Annotated in this window: 8 protein-coding genes; 2 read left to right on the top strand and 6 right to left on the bottom strand. The window is 61.8% G+C overall.

Going from position 1 to position 21858, the window contains the following annotated elements; translation table 11 throughout:
• Positions 1-1183: hypothetical protein (locus VB672_RS14360; protein ID WP_329784880.1), on the bottom strand; the 1183-nt coding region annotated here is incomplete at its 3' end.
• Positions 1184-1264: 81 nt separating this feature from the next.
• Complete coding sequence (locus VB672_RS14365) at positions 1265-10414, bottom strand: cadherin domain-containing protein (protein WP_329784881.1); 9150 nt, start codon at positions 10412-10414, stop codon at positions 1265-1267.
• Between the two features lie 1412 nt (positions 10415-11826).
• Between VB672_RS14365 and VB672_RS14370 the strand changes: the two genes are divergently transcribed.
• Together VB672_RS14370 and VB672_RS14375 are read left to right on the top strand one after the other, a co-directional pair.
• Positions 11827-12093 (top strand): hypothetical protein, encoded by a 267-nt coding sequence (locus VB672_RS14370; RefSeq protein WP_329784882.1) that lies wholly within the window; start codon positions 11827-11829, stop codon positions 12091-12093.
• Positions 12094-12235: 142 nt separating this feature from the next.
• Positions 12236-13501: an MFS transporter gene (locus VB672_RS14375; protein ID WP_329784883.1), complete on the top strand. Its 1266-nt coding sequence runs from the start codon at positions 12236-12238 to the stop codon at positions 13499-13501.
• On the opposite strand, the gene VB672_RS14380 is transcribed toward VB672_RS14375, so the two are convergent.
• The 4 genes from VB672_RS14380 to VB672_RS14395 all read right to left on the bottom strand — a co-directional run bounded on the left by VB672_RS14380 (position 13490) and on the right by VB672_RS14395 (position 21757).
• Complete coding sequence (locus VB672_RS14380; RefSeq protein WP_329784884.1) at positions 13490-15676, bottom strand: CHASE2 domain-containing protein; 2187 nt, start codon at positions 15674-15676, stop codon at positions 13490-13492. The two genes, VB672_RS14375 and VB672_RS14380, sit on opposite strands and share 12 nt — an antisense overlap.
• Positions 15677-15814: 138 nt before the next feature.
• Entirely contained in the window at positions 15815-18343 is a 2529-nt protein-coding gene (locus VB672_RS14385) for an Ig-like domain-containing protein (protein WP_329784885.1), read from the bottom strand.
• Between the two features lie 525 nt (positions 18344-18868).
• On the bottom strand, positions 18869-19792 hold the full coding sequence (locus tag VB672_RS14390; protein ID WP_329784886.1) for a M10 family metallopeptidase C-terminal domain-containing protein: 924 nt from the start codon (positions 19790-19792) through the stop codon (positions 18869-18871).
• A 57-nt stretch (positions 19793-19849) separates the two neighbouring features.
• Positions 19850-21757, bottom strand: coding sequence for a TonB-dependent hemoglobin/transferrin/lactoferrin family receptor (locus VB672_RS14395; protein WP_329785096.1), 1908 nt, complete (start codon positions 21755-21757; stop codon positions 19850-19852).
• Positions 21758-21858: the final 101 nt, after the last annotated feature.

Raw genomic sequence — 21858 nt, forward strand, 5'->3', positions numbered from 1 at the left:
TCGTGGAGGCGGTGTTCTCCTTCAGCGTTCCCGAGCCGCCCGTCGGCGCGTTCGGCGGCAGGTTCTGATCGTCTGCCGTGTCGTTGGTGACATAGACCTTCACGTCCGTGGCAGTCGACGCGTTGCCGGCCGGGTCCTTGGCCACCACTTTGACGAGGTAGTACTTGCCCGTGCCATCGCTGCTCAGGCCGGCCGCCTCGTAGTCGAGCGTCTTGCCGGTGGCGAGCGTGAGCTTACCATCGGCCGAGAGTGCAAACAGGCTGTTCGGATTGCCGTTTGCGGCGAAGTCGTAGGTGACCGCCAGCCCCTCCGGATCGGTCGAGCCCGCCAGCTGCACGAGCGTGTTCGTGGAGGCGGTGTTCTCCTTCAGCGTTCCCGAGCCGCCCGTCGGCGCGTTCGGCGGCAGGTTCTGATCGTCTGCCGTGTCGTTGGTGACGTAGACTTTGATCGTCTGCTCAGTATATTTCGCCGCGGAGGCACCATCCGGGCCGCCGCCATCCGTCACTCGAACCTTTAGTTCATAGTAACGCGAGTTGCCATTGTCATCGGATTTCAGAAGCTTACCCGCGCCGTAATCTTCGAAGTCGATCAAAGTTCCGTTAGAGCCAGCTTGAATTTGGTACTGAGTCTTGCCCGCGACAGTGGCTGTTGCAACCTTGAAGCGCCCACCCAGATCATCCACCAAGGAATAGGTGAAGGTGTCGCCAGCACCACCCTGCGCCGTTCGGTCTTCGTCCTTGGACGTGAGAACCGCAACGAACGTTCCCGTCGGCGTCGTGTTCTCCTGGAAGGAGAATGTTGTACCGCCGGTGGCGTTCTTCACCGTCAAATCGGTGGGCGCATCGTTCGCATCTGCCAGGCTAAGGCCGAAAACAGCTTGGTTTACTTCATCACCGGCAGCATTCTTCGCAACGATCCAGATTTGGTACGCACCCGATGCCATTTCGTAGTTCAGGCCAGGTCCTGTCGTACTAAGATAAATCTTGTCGCCGACAATGGTGACGCGCCCCTCGCCATCCCATTTCACACCGTCGTCGTCGATATAAAATGAGTACTGCGTTGCAGCTGGATCGCCAGAGATCGTGCCGATTACGATACCTAGCGGCACGTTTTCGACGAACTCGACCTCATAATCGTCGACATTCGTGCCTTGAGGGCCTGCAGTAATCTTAAGTTCAGCCATTTGGCCGTCCCCCTTCTATAAATACGCTATAACGTTAGATTATCGGGGCCGACCCTTTTTGACCAGCCCCTTTTTTGTTCCCTAGATGACCAAGATATCGGTGTGAGTGAGGGTAGGACGCTTTTGGAGGATAGCGATCAGCACACGTCCCGCTTCATCGCCCGAGCCGTCTGCATCGTAGTACAATGCGCCGCCGGCCTCTTCCTCCGTGTTCTGGTCATAGATCACCCGGGTGTTCTCGGTGATCTCACCTGCCGTTACCCCAACGGAATAGAACGCGCTTGCCCCCAGTGCACCCTTCGCAAGTGCGGTAAACACACCTGTCTTCACCAACTGGATCTGATCACCCTGAGCTGACGAGAAGTCTGTGATCTTGTCCCGCACATCCGTTAGCGGGCGCTGATCGAACACGAATGCGTCCGCTCCCTGACCACCCGTGAGAAAGTCCTCGCCAGCACCGCCCACGAGAATGTCGCTGCCTCCTCGTCCATCAAGAGAGTCGTTTTTAATGCTCGCCACGAGCTTTTCGCCCGCAGCCGTGCCAATCACACTCTCGGTCGCGATGTTGCGGACGGAAACCGTCACTGGCAGAGTCACTACCGCACCATGACCGTCATCTACTTCGATGTTGATCGTGAAGGTCCGATGACCCTGTTCGGAGTCCATGGTGACGCCGTTGGGACCTGCCTTCAGACGCCACTCGACCGTGCCATCCTGCTTGGTCACAGAGTCGATTGCAAACCGCCCCGACGTGTCCTTAAGCGTGTAGTTGGTGCCAATGTGTCCATCAGGATCCACCAGCGACAATGTCCCGATCAGAAGACCCGCCGGGGCATGCTCGCGAATAGTGGATGACGTCAGCAAGATTGCCGTCGGAGCCGTGTTGCCATTCGCCGGCAGCGACGTCACCTTGACCGTCTGGGCCACCGCGGGGTGGTTGCCATCCTGGATGCTGAGGGTGATGTTCGTCTCCTCGTTGGCGGCACTCGGGTCGAAGGTGAAGCCCTTCAGGAGGTTCTCGAGCTCGGTCGCCGTGCCGGAGAAGATGTAGGTCCTCACCCCTTCCATCACCGACCAGGTGTTGCCGGCACCGAGGAGATCGCCCCGGCCTTCGGCGAAGGTGATGATCGCCGTCAGCTTGTCGCCGTCCTCGTCGGTGAGGTCGATGTCCTCGAACAGGGCCACCGGCACGTTCTCCGGCGTCTCGACGTTGACGAGACCATCGATTTCGGGCTCGTGGGTGTCATTGTCGGTCCCATCGGTCGTCCTCACCGTCACGGCGCCCGTCACAGGTCCGTGCTTCTCGTCCTGCACCGTGATGGTGAAGATTGTATCCACCGCGGCGTTCTGCGCCAGGTTGTCCTCAGGATTGAACGTGATCTTGCGCAGCATCGCGTCGAGCTGATCGGCCTTTCCGGTGAAGGTGTAGGTGATCATCTCGCCCGATGTGGACACCAGGGCGGTGACGCCGGACGGGAAGGCCAGTGCGCCGTCGGCCGCCCGGAAGGAGATCGACACGGTGAGGGTGTCGTTCTCCTTGTCCAACAGGTCGATGCCGCGCAGCAGGAAGACGGCGAGGCCTTTGTTCGTGGCATTCGTGATCTGCGTGTCGGGAGCGAATTTGAGGACCGGTGCCTCGTTGTCGCTGTCGTCCCCGGGCTTCGTGTGCACGGTCACCTGGCCGGTGACGGGCTCGTGATCCGGATCCTCGTCCTGCACCGAGATTTCGAAGTCCGTGTCGAAGCCGTCGACCGGAGCGGAGTCGTTGTCCGGATTGAAGCTGAGCGCCCTCAGGATCGCCTCGAGCTCGTCCGCCTTGCCGGTCCAGGTATAGAACTTGAAGCCGTTGTCCTCGCCACTGTCGGTCGGGAGATGGTTCGGGTCGATGTTCAGCACGCCCGGCGTCGTCGCCAGGAACCGGATCGTCACCGTCAGATTGTCGTTCTCGTGGTCGGAGAGGTCGACGCCCCGGAAGAGGTACACGGCCAGGCCATTGTCGGTGGCGTTCGTGACCTTGGTCCCCTCCGCGATCGTGAGGACCGGGAGCTGGTTGTAACCGTCGTCCGGCGGCAGACCTGGGAGCACCTCGAAGTCCTCGATGCCCTGGGCCCGGTAGTAGACCTTGGCGGATTCGATGGCCGCGTCCACATCGGCGGGGTTGCCGTAGAGCAGCTCGAAGAGACCGCGGTACAGGATGACCTTGTCGTTGCGGCCATTGGCCCAACCGTCGTCGAACAGCATCTCGCCGTCGATCTGGTCGCTCTCCTCGTTGGTGCGCCCGACATGGACGATGTGGTACACGTCGTTGCCGCCGCCGCCGTTGAGCGTGTGCTGGAGGTACCGGCCCGAGAGGCTGCCGTCCAGGGTGTCCTGGCCGCTGCCGCCCATGATGGTGGCGGAATAGGCGTTGCCGATGAGCTTGACGCCGGTGGCGACGTTGTCGCCGACCTTCAGGGTCTCGACCCGCGCAGTCTGGCCGAGGTGATACTCGGTGCCGAACACCTCGACGGTGTCGGTTCCGCCACCCGCGCCTTCGACCACCACGTCGTTGGCGCTGTGAACGCGGTAGGTATCGTCGTCGGCGCCGCCCTCGAGCCGGTCCGCCGCGCCGGCGGTGCCGTCGAGGGTGTCGTTGCCCGCGCCGCCCACCAGGGTGTTGGCATTGACGTTGCCGATGATGAGATTGCCGAGACCGTTGCCCGTGAGGGTCACCGCCGCGTCGGTTTCGCTCGCATCGAGGTTCTCGAGATTGGCCCCGAGGGTGTAGCCCGTGAACTCGGTGCCGGCGCCGTCGTCAGCGAGGTCGACCAGCTTCACCGTGTCGATGCCGTCGACATTGCCGTTGAGCTCCTCGATCGCGACGCCGAGTTCGGCCCTGTACTTGATGATGTAGGTATCATCGCCAGCGCCGCCCCGGAGCACGTCCTGGTTGGGGCTGGAGGGATCCTGATCGACGCCCCAGAGCGTGTCGTCGCCGATGCCGCCGATGAGCGTGTTGGCATATTGGCTGCCCGACAGGCTGACGCCGAAGGTCACCTCGCTCGCCACCTGCACCGTCTCGATCTCGACGTCGACACCCAAGGCATAGCCGTTGATGTGCACATAGGCGATGTCGTTGCCGTCGCCGGCGGGTTCATAGATGAACTCGTTCCCGATCCGGATGTGATAGATGTCGTCCTTGTCGTTGGTCTGCCCGGTGGCCTTCGAGGTGACCAGGACGGTCTCGTCGTCGTAGTCATCCCCCGAATCGACCACGAAGACCTTGAACTCGGTCGTGATCTCCTCGGACGCCGTGCCGGCATCCTGCGGCCGATCCGTCGGGTTGAATCGAAGGTTCTGCAGGATCCTGTTGATCTGGGCCTCCGTGCCCTTGATCAACAGCTTGTTGTCTCCAACCACGTAGTCCCACAGCACACCGGCATTCGCCGGGTCGTTCAGGTCAGGCACGTTCTGGAACTTGCCCGCTCCGGGCGCCCAGATGACGGAGACGGTCAGGATATCGTCCTCCGCATCCTCGTATGAGAGGAACTCGAACGGCTTGACGGTACTGTTGTCGGCGACCTCGAACCCTCTCTTTCCGGCGACAATCCGTGGTGGTTGGTTCATGGTGTTCTCCGGTACGACATTGACCGTCAGGGTCTTGTCGAGGAAGCCGCCGTGAGCGTCCCACACGCGGACGGTCACGTTGTGCTCAGTTCCCTCGTCCACATCGAGGCTCTGGTCCTCCTTGAGCCTCAGTTCGTTGCCCACCACCTTGAATTTCTTGGTGGCGTCGTCCCTCAGCTCGTAGCGCAGCTTTCCGAGATCGTGCGCATCGGCATCCTGGCCCATAAGGACGCCGACCAGCACGCCGGGCTGGTGCTCGCGCACCGTCGCCTCGTTCCCGCCGGTGATGAAGGTGAGGCTCGTCGGGTCGTTGTTGTCCGGATCCTCCGTCGTCACGTCATCGATGTTGATCTTGAAGGTCTTGTCCAGGAAATCGCCCTGCGGGTCGGTCACCCGCAGCGTGATCTCGTAGTACTTGTGGCCGTCGACCATCTTCTCGTAGTCGAAGGCGGCGCCGTCCTTCAGCTTGAGCATGGAGCCGACCACCTCGAAATAGCCGAGGGAGTCGCCGCCGGGCGCGATCGAGTACTCCAGGTCGGTGACGGCGTTGTCCGGGTCTTCGCCGAGCAGGGCGCCGATATCGATGCCGCGCTGGTTCTCGTCGATCGTCGCCTCGCGTGTGCGACCGGGGTTGTCGAAGGTGAGGTTCGTCGGCCGTTGATTGCCGTCGTTGTCCGGCAGGACGTTGATCGTGAACTCCTGATCCCGGTGGCCGCCATGGGCGTCCGCGACCCGGACCACGACCGTGTAGGTGGCCTGGGTCGTCCGATCCAGGCTCTCGCCCTCCTTGAGCTTGAGCACATTGTCGACGATATCGAACTTTCCGCTGACATCCGCCTGAATGTGATAGGTCAGGCGGCCCGCATCGTTCGCGTCCTCGTCCTTGCCGAGCAGGGTGCCGATGATCGCGCCCTCCTTGTGCTCGATCACGCCGGCCGAGGTCTGGTTGTCGTCGAAGGTCAGGCTGTAGGGATCGTGGTTCGTCAGATCCCACACGTCGTCCACGTTGATCGTGAAGTTCTGCGTGACGAACGCGCCCTGCGGGTCCTCCACCTTGACCGTGACTGTGTAGCTATCCTCCGCCTCGTAGTCGAGGGCCACGCCGTCCTTGAGCTTGAGCTTGTACTTGCCGGTCGCCTCGTCCCGAACGATCTCGAAGTTGCCGCTCGGGTCGTCGGCGATCGTGTACTTCAAGGTCTCGACGGCGTTGTCGTCGTCCTTGGCCGACAGGATGCCGAGAACCGCCCCCTGGTCGTTCTCCTCGACAAGCGCCTCATGCGGCGGGCCGTCGGCGAATCGCAGTTCGTAGGGGTCCTTGTTGTTGGGATTGACGTTGTTGACGCGGATCGTGATCTCGACCGGCGTCTCGCCACCATACCCGTCCGACGCGACGACCGTGTACTTGAAGTCCTTGTAGGTGTCGCCGTTGATGATCTGGATCTTGCGCGGGTCTTGCACGATGACGCGGCCTTCGGCGATCGCGAAGGCGCCGTCCTCGCTGGTGTCGTGGAGCTGCCCATCCGACTCCCACAGGAAGAGGTATGAAACCTCGTGCCCGTCCTCGTCCACGGCGCTCAGCTCGCCGACTTCGGCGAATTGCTGCGCGTCTTCCCGGATGGTGTCGTTCGACAGGGCGATGTCGGTCGGCTTGTCGTTGGCGTCGGTGACCTCCACGATGATCTTGACGGGAGCCGAGGAGGCCTGGCCGTCCGTCGCCACGACCCAGAGCTCGTACCACCGGTTGCCGGCGCCGTCGTCGTGGAGATACGGGTCCTGGCCGAAGGCCTCGTAGTTGATGACCGCGTCGGGATGCGCCGTGATGTTGCCGTTCGCGTCGATCAGGAACCGGCCGCCCGCATCGGCGCCCGGGATGTTGGACGCGAAGACGAAGCTCACCGCGTCGCCGTCCTGGTCAATCGACGGGAGGATCCGCCCGACCACCGTGTTGTCGCCGGGATTCTCGGCCACGGTCGCCTCGCCGTCGAGCACGGGCGCGCTCGGCGCATCGTTGGCATTGGTGACGATGACCTTGATGCGCGTGACGTCGGATTCCTTGCCCGCATCGCGCTCGTAGGCCTGCACCTCCACGTAGATGTAGTGGTTGCCCTCGTCGTCCACGTCGAGCGACTCGTAGTCGAGCGCCTCGGTGAGCGTGATCTGGCCGCTTTCCTCGTCGATGTCGAACTTGTCGTCGCCGGTCACGATGCGATAGCGGAGCGGGCCGCCATTGTTGTCGTCGAGAGATCGCACCTGGCCGATGGAGCCGGTGGTGTTCTCAGCGATCTCCGGCGGGTCCGTCAGCAGCGCCGGCGCGCCCGGCCGGTGGTTCTCGACCGGATGGACAGTGATCGTGATCGGCTGGGGCGTGGTGAAGGGAAGGCCATCGCCCGCACGGTCGATCACACGCACGAAGAACTGGTAATCCGTCGCCACGGTGGCGTCCGGTATGATGCCGTTGCCGCGCCTGATCACGCCCGTCTCGGGGTCGATCATGAATATGGCCTGGTCGTTGAGAATGTTGCCGTTCAGATCGAGGAGCTGGAAGAGGAACACCGTGTCGCCCGCGTCCGGATCGGTTACGTCCGGCGGGAGGCTGATCGGCGTATTCGGCAGGGCATCCTCGTCCATCTCGAGCGTGCCGCTATAGGTGATGCTGGTCGGGGCTTCGTTCGAGTCCTGGACATAGACCCAGACCTCGTGCGGGTCCGACGTGATGGTGGTCTCGCTCTCAGTCGCCCGCACCACCACGCGCAGGAAGGCCTGCCCGCTGTTGTCGTATTCGAACGTGGTGGTCTCGTAGTCGATCGGGGCCTTCAGGACGATATTGCCGTCTTCGTCGATGTCGAACTTGTCCGCGTGGCTGAGAAGCTCGTAGCCGATGGTGCCGCCATTGCCGTCGTCGGTTGCTTCCACATGCGCGACAATACCCGAGGAGATCTCATTGATCGTAACGGCCGTGTCGCTGTCGTCCGTGAACTCCGGTGCCTCATCGACGGATCCGCCTCCGACGACTCTGACATCCTCGATGTTGGCGAGCTTGCGGGCATCAAAGTTCTTCACATAGATGAAGGCCGTATCCCAGCCTTCAGTCTCGCCGTTGTACTCCTGCGGAATGTCATCCAGGCTGTCGATGTGGTAGGTGTCGTTGCCGAGTTTGCCCCGCATCGTGTCGGCGCCGCCGCCGCCACTGATCTCGTTTTTACCGCTGTTTCCGATGATGAGGTTGGCACTCGCGTTGCCGGTCAGCTTGACATCGGTAAAACCATCTTCGGCCGTCAGGTTCTCCACATAGACGGAGCCGCCCTTGCTAAGGTCCCAGTCGACGGAGGTGTAGATCGTGTCCACGCCCACAGCGGCGACCTCCACGATCACGTCGGCAGTGTTGTCGACATGATACTCGTCGTTGCCCGCACCGCCGGCCATGGTGTCGGCGCCGTCGCCGCCCTTGAGGATATCGTTGCCGGTGTCTGAGCCGCCGACAAGGCTGTCATTGCCGGTGCCCCCCTCCAGCAAATCGTCGTTCCGGCCGCCATCCAGGGTGTCGGCATCGGCACCGCCGAACAGCTTGTCATTGCCGACGCCCCCTCGCAGATTGTCGAGCCCGGCTTCTCCTTGCAGCACGTCATTGTCCTCGCCGCCGTCAAGGGTGTCGTCTCCCCCTCCACCCAGAAGGAGATCGTTGTCCCATTCGCCCCAGAGCTCGTCGTTCCCCAATCCGCCCATCAGTAGATCGTCGCCGATCCAGCCATAGAGCTTGTCGTGCTCGTTGCCGCCGTCGAGGGTGTCCTTGCCGTCCCCGCCATAGAGCGCGTCGTCCTCGTCGCCGCCGGCGATGCTGTCGTCGCCGCCCTCGCCGTTGACGAAATCGTTGCCCCCTCGGGCGTCGATGGTGTCGCCTCCAGCACCGGCCAAGATACTGTTCATGTTGCCGTTGCCGATGATTTTATCGCCTTTGCCGGTGGTCGGATCACTGAAGTTCGTGCCGATGACATGTTCGATGCCGCTGATCACGTCCGCTTCCCTGGACGTCTTGAGCGCGTAACCGCTCGCCAGATCGACAATCACGGAGGCGCCCAGCGCGCTGTAATCGAGGGTGTCGGAATCGCCCTGACCGTTGATGGTGTCGTTGCCGCCGGACCCGTAGAAGGTGTCGTCGCCCGTTCCGCCATGGAGCGTATCGTTGCTGGCTCCGCCATAGAGGCTGTCGTTGCCCCCACCGGCCTCGAACCAGGCGCCGAACGCGGCGGCGGCAATCAGCTTGTCGGCGCCATTGCCTGTCGAGACATGGTGCACGCCAATCAGTGAATCGGTGTAGCCATCGCCTATGACTTTTCCAGTGACGAGATTGACCGTGCGGCCGAAGTTGTCGTCGGTGTAGGTGAAGTTGAAGGAAGAGGGAGTTGGACCTCCTGTCGGATGAACATAGGTATAGGTATCATACCGCACCCATCCGCGAACCAAGGTGTCGTTTCCGAGGTCGCCTATCAGGACGTCGTTGGCGCTGCCCTCTAGCCAATCGTCTCCACCGCCACCCCAAAGAACATCCACGGCACCGTCATCGACAGACTGGCCGTTCTCGTTTCGACTGCCGAAGAGAACGTCGTTACCATCCATACCTTCGACAGCATCGCTACCAAATCCTCCATCCAGGATATCGCGGGCACCGCCGCCCCTGAGCCCATCTCCGCCGGCCATGCCGAGGACGGTCCACCCTTTGACCGTATCTTCATTATTGCCATAGAAAGCGTCACGGCCGCCCGCGTCATTCGCAAGGACGAATGCCTCGACTTCGTTGATATGAACGACATCGTCCTCACCGGGCCCACTATAGCGGTATACATCTACAACTGGATCTGTCGGACGACTTCTCTGAGCCACAAAAACCCCTACCGAGAAGACGTCTGTATCCTCGGCCCAGCTGATGGTGTCGTTCCCCTCGCCACCCCAGAAGGTATCGTTGCCTCCGAAGCCGACGAGATAGTCATCGCCATGGCCGCCCCAGAACTGGTCCGAGCCCCAAGAGCCCCAGCAGATGTCGTTCCCGTGATGCAGATCGAAGAGGTATTGGATGTTCGGGCCAATAATGGCATCACGATAATTGATGGTGTCGTCTCCAGGAGTTCCCGGCACCGTCTGCCATGCGAGGGTGGTCACAGGCGCACCGCCGTCTGAGGGCGCATCAGACGTTAGCGAGCGATCTTCGGCTCCCAGATATCCGTTATCCGCACGTGACAAATCCTCCGCGCGAGCCGACACACCGTCAACTTGCGCCGCCGAAGCGGCATCGCTTGAGTTGGACGCCTGCCGGGCGGATGTCGCTCCCGAATGACCATCGTTTGCGAGGCTCCGCACCGTGGCATCGCGTTGCTCCGCCGGCGCCTGCTTCTGCGCCCTCGGGGTCTCGTGCGACGAAACCGGCGCCTGCGAGGCGGCCTCGATGGAGCGCCGCCCGTCCTTCTCGTCCTGCGGCAGGTCGAGGGCGCGGCCCGTATGAGCGTCGTTCGGGGCGGGGGGTGTCGCGGGTGCCGGGATGTGCGCTGCCGCACCGCCGGCCAGCGTATCGTCCAGCACATTGCCGACGTCGACAGCTTCTCCAATGACGTTCTCGAAAACAGGCTTGTTCATGATGACGTCCCCTTGCCCTTGTCGTTACGCACGCTCGCCGAAGCCCAGGAGGCCGGCGGAAATGATTTAATATTACGTAACATATCGCAGGGCACGGAGAAGGCAATGTTATATAAGTAAAATGCTTAAGCTACTTGTGGTTGCAGTACCCTCCTATGCCTGACTACTGAAAATTGCCGTAGGGGAGCAGGAGCCTGGGAAGCTTAGCCTAATCCACCGGTGCTCAAGCTTGCGGCCGGACGCCTGAACGGCTTGCATTTCCTGGAGATTCGAGATCCTGCGACTTGGGCAGGCGGCACGTTCGGCATCGGGGCGAGCGTCCATGCCCGGACGCCCCTCCGCCCGGAAAAGATCATACAAATTTGCAAGCTGATCCTTGCTAATTTGCAATCATGTCGCATCGCGCCGAGGCTGGGCGAGCGCGAGGTCCGCGCGACGGCGGCCTTTCGGGACAGGCGGTGCATTCCTTCCCGGTGGCCTGCCGCCCTGGTCCGGGGTGCGAAGTGGGCGGGCCGGCCGGTTACCCGACGTGCCGGAAAGGGTGCCGCTTACGCGTCTCTCCCCATAGCGCGCCTAAAAAGAGGCGTTTGCCCCGATTCGATGCGCTGGCCCCGGCCTCGATCCGGGACGCGGGCATCCCCAGTGCTCTGCCGATCCTCCTTCGAGACGGCGCTGCGCGCCTCCTCAGAATGAGGGCCGAGGGGGCAGATCGCGGCATCGGCAGCCCTAGCCGCACCCTCGACGTCATGGCCGGCCTCGGACTTGATCCGGGGATCCGTGCGGGCCGGCCCACCGTGAAGCGGGATGCTAGTCCGGTCGCGATCAACGGTCCTGACATCCTGGAGATCATGGCCGTCCCCGGACTTGATCCGGGGATCAGTCCCGGCCATCCCGATCTTTTTGGAGCATCGCACTTAATAGGGATCACCGGCACGGTCCCCGGATCACGTCCGAGGAGGTGATGACCTTGAGGATGTGGACAATGTTCGCTCTTTGTTCTTGACACTGTGTTGCATATGGGTTAGACCCTTGCTCAGATCTGCTCCTGTGAGGGGCGCGCTCGAGGCGTCGCAGCGTGGGAGCAGGCACGGTCCTGTGGGGTGGTCTCGCACGCCGCCCCGACAGGAGGCCCAGGATGCCCGGTGGGTGGTCGGGACCGGTCGCAGGCCCCCGTTGCACGAGACGGACCACGCCTGCGGCGGTTGACTGAGCCTGCCGCTCCTGTCCGCCTAAAAAAGCCGTGCGCGAGGCGCCGTCCGGCTCTTCCATCTTCCCATAGCCATCGAGCCGGGCTGCCACTCGCGCCACCCTCGATTGCCTAAAAGCCCGGGGCTGATCCAGCCCCGGGCCGCAGGCGCACGCCCTTGTCTGGGCCATTCCTCTTCAAGCCATTCATTCCCGGAGATTTCATCATGAGCCGCGTTCGGCACATCCTCTCGGACCTGCCCGATCCCGACGACACCCTGCGCCGCCTCGCCGACGTGATCCGGATGCCCCAGACCTGCCGCAAGCGCAGCTGCCGCAACGAGGGCCGTTGCAAGGGCGGCCTCGGCCCGCCCTGCTATTTCGAGCACCGCAAGCGCTTCGCCGATGCGGTGCTGGAGGAGATGCAGGAGTACCGCGCGGTCTGGATCAAGGAGCGCGCCACCATCGAGGCTCTGCTCAGGCGGCATCTCTAGCGTATCGCCGGGGCCGCGCTCCCGCGGATTCGTGCGAGGCCCGCCTTTTCAGCCGGCGCACGATGCGGAAAAACGAGTCCTCAACGGCGCAGGATGCGTTAAAGAACCCTCGCCACATCCAGGCAGGAGCGCGAGCCAAGACATGGGAGCCAAGGGCTGGGCGGCCTTCCGCCACAGGGATTTTCGGCTGTTCTGCGCAGCCCGCTTCGCCATGGCGCTGGCCATCCAGATCCAGACCGTCGCGGTAGCCTGGCTGGTCTACGATTCCAGCGGCAGCGCGCTGAGCCTCGGCCTGGTCGGGCTCGCGTCGTTCCTGCCCACCATCGCCCTCGTGCTCGTGACCGGCCTCGTGGCGGACCGGTACAGCCGGCGCGTGATCCTCATCCTGGTCTTCTCGGGCATGACCCTGATCTCGCTCGGGCTCCTCGCGCAGGTCCATGCGGGGGTGCCGAGCCTGTGGCCGATCTACGGCCTGCTGGTGGCCTTCGGGGCCGCCAGGGCCTTCGGTAATCCCGCCGCCCAGGCCATCGTCCCAGGCCTGGTGCCGGCGGGCGATCTCGCCAACGCCATCGCGTGGAACTCCTCGGTCCTGCAGGTGGCCACCATCAGCGGGCCGGCGGTCGGAGGCATCCTGTACGCGGTCGATCCCACGGCGCCGTTCCTGGGCTCCGCCGTATGCTTCGGTCTCGCGGCCCTGCTCGTCGCCGCCCTGCGCCTGCGCCCGGCGGACGCCAAACGGGAGCCCGTGACCTGGTCCCGCCTGGTTGCGGGCCTGGTCTTCCTGCGCGCGAAGCCGCTGCTGCTCGGCGCCATCTCCCTGGACCTCTTCGCCGTCCTCCTCGGCGGGGCCACGGCCCTGATGCCGATCTTCGCCCGCGACGTGTTCCATGTGGGCCCGTGGGGGCTCGGCCTGCTGCGCTCCATGCCGGCCGTCGGCGCCGTCATCATGGCGGTCGTGCTGGCCCATTCGTCGCTCCTCTCCCGCCGGGCGGGCCTGCGCATGCTGCAGGCCGTGGGCGTCTTCGGCCTGGCGACGGTGGGGTTCGGCCTGTCCACCAGCTTCGGCCTGACCCTGGTGCTGCTCGCGATCCTCGGGGCGGCCGACATGGTCAGCGTGGTGGTGCGCCAGACCCTCGTGCAGGCCGAGACTCCGGACGAGTTGCGCGGGCGCGTGGCGGCGGTGAACACGGTGTTCATCGGCGCCTCCAACGAACTCGGCGAGTTCGAGTCGGGAACGCTCGCGTGGCTGGTGGGAGCGTCGCCGGCGGTCGTGATCGGCGGGATCGGCACGATCATGCTCGCGGCCCTGTGGCGGTTCTGGTTTCCGGATCTCGCCCAGCGAGATCAGCTCATCCGCAGCGACGGGGCGGCTGGGGGCGAACCGCGGAAGGCACCGTCACTTGGATGACGCGGAGGATTCGATCTGGTGCCGGATCCGCTGAATGGAGAAATCGTAGTACTCGTCGAGCCCGAATGTCTTGCCGGCCTCGCGGCACAGGAGGATGGTCTCGAGCGCCTGCGACCACTCGCGGGATCGATAGGCGAGGAGCATGGCCTCGTTTTTCTCCAGAAGCGCCGTGAAGACAGGATCGGCGGCCATGTCCGAGCGTCCCAGCAACGCGAAGATGCGTTCGGGCTCCTGCTTGCCCCTGACCTGCAGATGATCGAGCTCGAGCACGGCGAATTGCGGCCGCACCGCCTGTGCGGTCTTCTCCCCGATGATGATCAGCACGCCGTATTGCTTCGTCAGCCCCTCCAGGCGGGACGCCAGATTGACCGTGTCGCCGAGGACCGAATAATTGAAATGCAGGTCGGAGCCGAAATTTCCGACGACGCACACGCCGGTGTTCAAGCCGATCCCGATCCGGAGCGGCGTCACGGGCTGCCCGTCCGCAGCCTCACGCCGGCGCTCGTCGTTGAGCGCCTCGAGGCTCTCCTGCATCGTGAGGGCCGCCTCGCAGGCATGCGCCTCATGGGCAGAATCGGCGAGCGGGGCATTCCAGAAGGCCATGATCGCGTCGCCCATGTATTTGTCGATCGTTCCTCGATGCTTCACGATGTCCTTGGTCAGGGGCGTGAACAGACGGTTGATGAGAGCGGTCAAACCCTGCGGATCGTCCTTGTACGTTTCCGAGATGGCCGTGAAGCCGCGGATGTCGGAGAACAGCACGGTCAGCTCGCGCTGCTCGCCGCCCAGAGTCAGCCGCTCAGGCGAATGCGCGAGCTGCTCGACCAGGTCGGGCGAGAGATATTGGCTGAAGGCCGATCTGATCCAGCGTCGGTCGGCGGACACGGTCATGTAGTTCGTGCAGACCAAGACGGCATAGACGAGAAAGCTCGAGGTCAGCGGGAACGTGTAGTCGATCAGGAGATCGAGCGACGAGAAGCAATACCACGACACGCTCAACATGAGAGCGGCGATCGTGCCTCCGAGCAGGAAGAGCGGCCCCGCATTCACCTTAGGCGCGAACCCGATGACGGTCAGGCCCATCAATGCGGCCAACAGGATCTCGGCGAAAGCCGTATAGCTGGGCCGGCTCAGGGTCGAGTTCGTCAGAGCGCTCTCGAGAAGCTGCGCGTGCAGTTCGACCCCGGGAAGCGCCGGGTGAACCGGAGTGACCTTGAGATCGAGGAGACCGGCGGCCGATGTTCCGATCAGCACCATCTTTCCGGCCACGCGCGCGGCAGGAACCCGACCCTGCAGGAGGTCGACGGCGGAGATGTACTTGCTCAGATCGGGGGCCGAAAAATGAATCCAGATCCGTCCCTTGCCGTCGGTCGGGATCTCGAAATCGTGCACGCTGACGCTCCGCACCCCGCTCGGATCCGTCTTGACGAGAATGGTGCTTGCCCCCGTGGCCACTCGGAGCATTTCCAGCGACAGCGACGGAACCACCGTTTGGTTTGCCACCGCGACGACCGGAATGCGGCGCACGGTGCCGTCCCCCTCGGGGATGATCGAGAAAAGACCGTGTCCCTGAGCGGCATCATCCAAAATGGGAAGATTTCGCAGCAGCTGCGGAAAGTCGACCAGGAACGCGCGGGGATCCAGGCCCAGGGTGGCGATGGGCGACTGCTGCGGCGGCCGGTCGATCGCGGTCGCCCCCGAGACACGATAGCCAGATTGTCCCAGAACGACCTTGGCCGACCGGATCGCTTCGGCGAAGGCGGCATCGTTGCCGGGAAGATGCTGAAGCCTTTCCCGCGTTGCGTCATCGAGCCCCTGGAAGGTCCTTGCCGCAACTTCGGGAGAGCTCCGATCCGGCTCCGGAAAGAGCACGTCGAAGCCGATGACCGTCCCGCCGAGCTCCGTGATCTTCGAAACCATGTCGGCCATCACCGTGCGCGGCCAGGGCCATTGCCCCAGGACACGCAAACTCCGCTCGTCGATGTCGACAATGCCGACGAGATCCTGGCGCTCGGTGCGCGGATGCATGAACTGATAAAGGTCGAACGATTTCTGACGGAGGGCTTCGACAGGTCCGGGGTCCCACACCCGCAATGCGAGCAGACCGAGGAGAAGCTGGAGGCTGAGGATCCGGCCGATTCCGAAGCGGCGAAGTCTCTTCAACAGAGCGGTCACGATGGCAGCCCCGCTGGGCCGGTCATCCCTGCAGCGGGGGCGCCCTCCTTAGCCCTCAGGATCCGCAACGGTATCTCCTGGAAGGCCTCGCTCCTGCAGAACGGCCTGAACACAAGTGATGGATGCGGCATCGTTCCCTCACAGGATGATATCCGTGGATCGGGGCAGAGCGCCCGCGATCGTCAGCTCCGTCGCAAGCACTTCGCCGCTCGCGAAGGTGATGATGGCAGATACTGTGTTTCCATCACCCACAAGTCGCCTCAGGCCGCCGACAGAGGCATCGAGGGCAAACCCATCGGGCGTCGAGACAAGATCCTCCGGGCCGAACTCCAGGAGCTCCGACCCGTTCACGAAGATGTCGAGATCAGCGACCGTACCGCCCGGAAGCGGCGTTCCGAGGACGGAGAGATCGATCTGATCGGGCGACGTCAGGAGCGAGGCGCCGCCCGTGTTGTCGATGTCATTCAGTCGCGAAAGACCCGCATTCCCGCCGACGCCAAGGGCCGTGATCTGCGCTCTGTAGACATCGTTCAACGTCGCAAGCTCGGCATCGATCGCGCCTTGCCCATTGCCGTCTGAAAGGAAGTACAGGAAGTTCTTCTCTCCACCCTGATCCAGTCCCTGCAATCTGGCATTGGCCGCTCGCAAGGCATCCGCGAAATTCGTTCCTCCCCCTGCATCCAGTCCCCTCAAATGATCTGCGATCGCGTCTTCTCCCATGGCTCCGAGATTGAACGTCGCCGCGTTCACGATGCCTCCGGCCGAGGCGTCCGCGGGGTCGGCGCTGCCATTGAAGGGAATCACCGTGATCGTGACATCGGCTGGCGAGAACCCCAGTCCTCTGATCCTCCCGGTCAACGCAATCAAGCTCGCGATTTCTGCATCGAGGATGGTATTGCTGCGGCCGTCACCGTTGAGATCGCCGACCGGCGTTCCTTCGAACGTTCCCGACGTGCTTCCCGAGATGTCGACCAGATAAAGGATATTCATCTGCGGCTGCAGGACCGCACCCAGACCGATTGTCAGATCAAGGTTCGCAGTGGCGGTCGTGGTTGCCGACGGCGCCTCGATCGTGAGCGAGACCGGCTGGTTGTTGAACGCAAGCGATCCACCCCGTGAGGCGGACATGAGAGGCGCTGAGAATGTCCCCGTTCCGCGGACCTGCACGGTGACATTCGCGGTATCGCTTCCTCCTTTGGCATCGGAGATCCTGTAGGCGAAAGTCACGGTTGCCGTCTCTCCGGCACTCAAAGCCTGAAATGCAGTGCCAGGATTGAAAACAAGATCTCCGGACAAGTTGCGGGAGACGGAGCCTTCGAGCGGGTTTGTCCAGTGTGTGATGCTCAGAAAGTCGTCGTCAACATCGCGGTCATTGATGCGCAGGTTCAGGATCGTGCGTCCACTCTCATCCACATTGCCAATGCGATCACTCGCGGCAATCGGAGCATCGTTGCGACCCGCAACAGTCCAGGAGATCGAAGCTGGAATGCGGACATCGTCATCGATGAGCAGTACGTACTCGACGGTAACCGTCTGAACCTCATCCTCCCCGAGCCGCTGATAGGCCGGGTGCGAGGGATTGAGAGAGAAGATTCGCGAACCTTCGATGTATCTAACGCCGGGCGGCAACACGCCGGGCACAATCACAAGCGGCCATACCGTGCCGTTTGAGGTGATGGAATCGGGGAACGCACCAAGGCGCGCGAGCGGCCCGTCCTCGATTGCCTCTCCAAAGATCTCGGCAGGCCCTGTAGCGACCGCCGGAAGAGAGAGGTCGCGGGGTGATGCGCGTCCCGCTGCGGGTATGGCGACGACGAATTCCGACAGGTCGGGTGTATCGACAGGTGAAAGGAGGTTCGCCGGAATGATCGGGCCGCCTTCAAAATCACTGCTGCCCCTCCGTTGACGAGGTTCAGGAGCAAATACCTGGAAAAGATCCCGCACGAAGTCCACTTCACCCCGAATGTCGTCACCGGTCTTGGTGATCTGTGTGATACGAGGTTCGGCACCGGCCACAGGCGTCAGGAGCGTCGAAGTTCGTGCATCCGACATCAGGGCGATAACGCGAGACGGGTTGCTCTTATCGAGCAGGAAGAATGAACCGACGGTCCCATCCGGCTCAGTCAGAAGCGAAAATCGAGTGGCGCCATTGACGGCCGCAGCCTCCGCCTGCACGGCTGTTCCCCTGATCGCCATGGTGGCCACGGGGGTATCGACCTTGAGGTCGCCGGTTTTGGCGATCCGCCCCGCGACAAACCCGATCAGACCTTGAACGAGGGTGAACAGCGCAGAATTCGAGCTCGAATCCGCAGCATAAACCATATCGTTCAACACCATTCGGGCGCTGGCGGACAGGCTGAAGACCGTTCCGTCATTGAACTTGATTGTCAGTGACGAATTCGTTCCCGTTTGAACGACATCCCCTTTGGTGACCATGTCGCCGACCTGTAAGTCGACCGATACACCGTTCCGCAGGACTGTTGCCGTTCCTGATGTCTTCTCGACCCGGCCGATTGGCGCGCGGAGAGCAGGGGTGCTCGAGAGCTGGGCATATCGCTCTTGCAGAAAGGAGCCTGCCAATATCTCGATGGTTTCCGCCGTAAGGCTTGCTCCTTCCACCGTCGTGATGTTCAGACGCCGATCTCCCCTGAAGTAATCGAGGATCACCGCTGTTGTCTCCTGCCTCGTCAGCAGGAGATCGGGTCCAGAGCGTCTGAATTCTGCATTGAAGAGAACGTCCTTGTCCGGAAAGACAATGGATGGTTCGGGCTCAGAGCGGCTCCCCGACGCCGCGGCGGCGTCGATCCAGATGTCGGAAACGCTGGCGCCGTCCCGAGAGTGGTACACAGCTGAGCCCTTGTGTCCAAGGGATGATAGCTCTTTCGTTCACCCATTCCTACCGGAATGAAATCTCAAAAGGATGGACCGCCGGCAGATGGGCTTTGTCGGTGATTGTGCAAGCCTGAGTTGTTGACGAGATATCTCTTCTGACTGACTCTGGACCCGCTACGTGGGGCAATCATTCCGCATGCCCGCAGTTCTAAGGAAAATATCCCGCAGCCATATTACAGGAGCATGCGGATAGGGAGTTTGCGATGCATTCTGCGGCCCGTCGAGAAAAGGGCGGATTGGCAAATATTCCGCCCAAGGTCATCAGGTACATCGGATGCCTTGCCGTCTGTTGACGGCACCTTACAAAACGAAATAGCTCTGGGTGACATCGATGGCATCATCGAGGTGGATCATGAAATCCGCCACCTTGTCGCCGTTCACATCCCCGGAGATATACGTATCACTCGGTCCTTTATTGTATTGCAGCTCTCCTGCCCTGCCACTGAAGGCCCGCGCACCGACGAACTCAAAGCCTTGGTTTCCGCCTACGAGTGCATTCGCGTCGATGGACGACAAGTGGATCCTGTCCCTCTGGTGAACTGAGAAATCAAAAATCGTGTCCCTCCCGGAACTCTTGACGGTGGTATCCTCGACTGACTTGAAAATGAAGGTGTCCGATCCTGCTCCACCCCAGATATCGTCCCCTCCAACCCCACCTGTCAGCTGGTCATTGCCGGCATTGCCCTTGATCCGGTCGCTGAAGCGGGTTCCGGTATAGGTATCACTGGCGCTGGAGCCAGCGACATTGTGAGCCTCGTCGGCGAGCGCCGCATTGAGAACCGCCGGATTGGCTTTCCGGCTTGAACTGACGCCACCCATGAGACCGGACACGAGCGAGTGGAACTCGGTACCGGCAATTGCCAATCCGGAGATCTGCACTTGCGCCGAGATTTTCGTGATCCGTCCTGCGGAGTCCTCGGTGAACTCGCCCGATTCCTTGTAGCTGTTCCCGAGAGTGCCGAGGCGTATTGTGGTTGCCGTTCCGCTGACGACATGCTTGGCCAGATCATAGGCAATGGAACGGCCATCGACAACGATGGTCTTGGTGTTGCGACCGTTCATGTTGTCGAGCAGAACAATCTGGGACCCTTTGAACTCTCCCGACCCACCGAGGATGTACGGCCATCCTTCAAATGAAAAGTCTTTGAAATAGCTCTTCATGTAGCTGTTGAAGCTAACGCCCTTGTTTGAGCTGCTTGCGGTCAACTTGATGGTGATTGTCATGACTGCTTCCTCAAATCAGCGTGGCACATTCCACATGCGATTAATTTCCCTCCCAGCTCAGTACAGCTTGACCGACAAGGACGCCTTAGCATTGAATCCCGGGCTTGGATTCCCGTTGAGATACTCGGTGTATTGCCGATCAAAGAGGTTCTCCACCACGAGGCCCGCCGTCATGCGCTCGTTGACTTTCCAATTGGCGAAGAGATCGACCAGGGCATAAGAGTCTCCGACGAAGCCGAAATCTTCCGCTCTGTCCTTGGCTCCGACGAGGGCCACGCGAGTTCCGAACTCCAGCCGACCGTCATAGCGGCGAAAGCCCAGGGTACCGGTCAGACGGTTCGGCGGAACTTTGACGAGGTCTTCGTCCGTGCGGCTGTTCCTTCCACGAAGGATATGGCCGGAAATCCCAACGAAATAGGAACCGGCGTCATAGACCCCCTCCGCCTCGAAGCCATCGATCACAGCTTCCGCGATATTCCTGTACTGATAGCCGCCTGGGATCGGGAAGCGCGTGAAGACCTGCTCGATATAATCATCCACCCGATTGTGAAAAATGCCTAGCTTCATACGTAGACGATCTTCTGGAACGATCAGATCATCGAATCGCAGATTGACTCCGCCTTCAATGTTGTGGGCAATCTCGGGCTTCAGATCGGGATTTGGAAAAAACCGCCCGGCACTCAGTGGCGGCGGATGAAAGCCGTCGATCAGGGTTTCGGTCAAAGCCGGAGCGCGGTAGCCTTCGGCGTAGCTCGCATAGAAGGTGACGGGCCGCCAAGGCGTGATTCCAACCGTGATCTTAGGCGATAGTCGACTGCCTTCATTCTTGATGGCGCCGCCTGTCAGACGGTAGGAATCGTATCGCAGGGCACCAATGATCTCGAGCCACTCAGAAAACGTCATGTGGTCCTGAAGGAAGGCGCCATAGACGAGACGCTCTCCCGAAGGGGTGAGCTGATCGCTGTTGCCAACGGGGTCTCTCGTTTCCACATCGTCCTGGAACAGATCACCGCCATAGGTGAGCTCATGCTTGAACGATCCAGTGTCGAATCGTGCCGTATTGAACAGGTCGAACCCGACTGTCCCGATGTCAAAGGTCTTCACACTTCCTGCCGTGAGACCCTCCAGCGTGGTTTGCTTCACGTTGGTGCCGCTGAAATAGGCCTTGGCACTCAGGTCCCAGACCGGAGAATCTGGCGTCCATCGGTATCCCGCCGTGAAGGTGTCCGCCACAGCCTTGGTGCGGTAGAGGGTCGAAAGGCCATTATCGAAGTCATTCGCAATGCGCAAAGCCGATAGGGTCAGTTCCTGACTCGGATCAGGGCGGATCCGGGTCTTGAACAGACCAGAGAGAAGATCCTGGGCCGTATAATCGACCGTCGTTCCATCCCCCGATCTGTAATCTCCAGCCTTGCGCCAAGTCGCGGCTCCAAGGAGATCGAACATCTCGCTTGGACGTGCCGCGACCTCGCCGTGGAGAAGCGGGGTATGCCCGTTCGTCTCCCATGTTCCCTTGATCCTCCCGCCGACATGGGTTCCATCCGGCAGAACGTCGCCCGCATCAATCGTCGTGAAGCTCACGACACCGCCGATGGCACCCGATCCGTAAATCGATGAGGTGGGACCGCGCGTGACATCGACGGATTTCATCATCTCCGGATCAAAGTAAAAGGTGCCTTTTGCGGAATGGCCTTCACGCTGGAAATTCTGTCGCGCACCGTCCACAAGTACGTTCACGCGCCCAAAATCCTGCAATCCTCGCACGTTGACGCCTATGCCCGGATCTCCTGGAGCAGCCTGCGTCGTCACGCTCGGGATCAGCCGCAGGACGTCAGCCGTGCTTCTCGGTTGGATTTGCGTTTCAATCTGTTCGTGGCCGATGACGCTCGAAGCCGACAACGCGTCATAGACACGTTCACCTGCCTTGGTCGCCGTGACCGTGATGGCGTCAAGGTCGATCATCATATCGCCGCCCACGCCGACAGGCGTCGCGTCCTGCGCCTTTGCGGATAAGGCCGAGGTCGCGACGACGGCTAGGGTCAGATAGATCCAGACATGGCTGGAGC

The sequence above is a fragment of the Microvirga sp. CF3016 genome, assembly GCF_036314085.1.
Classification (GTDB): Bacteria; Pseudomonadota; Alphaproteobacteria; order Rhizobiales; family Beijerinckiaceae; genus Microvirga.

What these genes read in the sequence shown, in the direction of transcription:
- VB672_RS14365 (WP_329784881.1), bottom strand. Translation starts at nt 10,414, where the DNA reads ATGAACAAGCCTGTTTTCGAGAACGTCATTGGAGAAGCTGTCGACGTC.
- VB672_RS14370 (WP_329784882.1), top strand. Translation starts at nt 11,827, where the DNA reads ATGAGCCGCGTTCGGCACATCCTCTCGGACCTGCCCGATCCCGACGAC.
- VB672_RS14375 (WP_329784883.1), top strand. Translation starts at nt 12,236, where the DNA reads ATGGGAGCCAAGGGCTGGGCGGCCTTCCGCCACAGGGATTTTCGGCTG.
- VB672_RS14390 (WP_329784886.1), bottom strand. Translation starts at nt 19,792, where the DNA reads ATGACAATCACCATCAAGTTGACCGCAAGCAGCTCAAACAAGGGCGTT.
- VB672_RS14395 (WP_329785096.1), bottom strand. Translation starts at nt 21,757, where the DNA reads ATGATGATCGACCTTGACGCCATCACGGTCACGGCGACCAAGGCAGGT.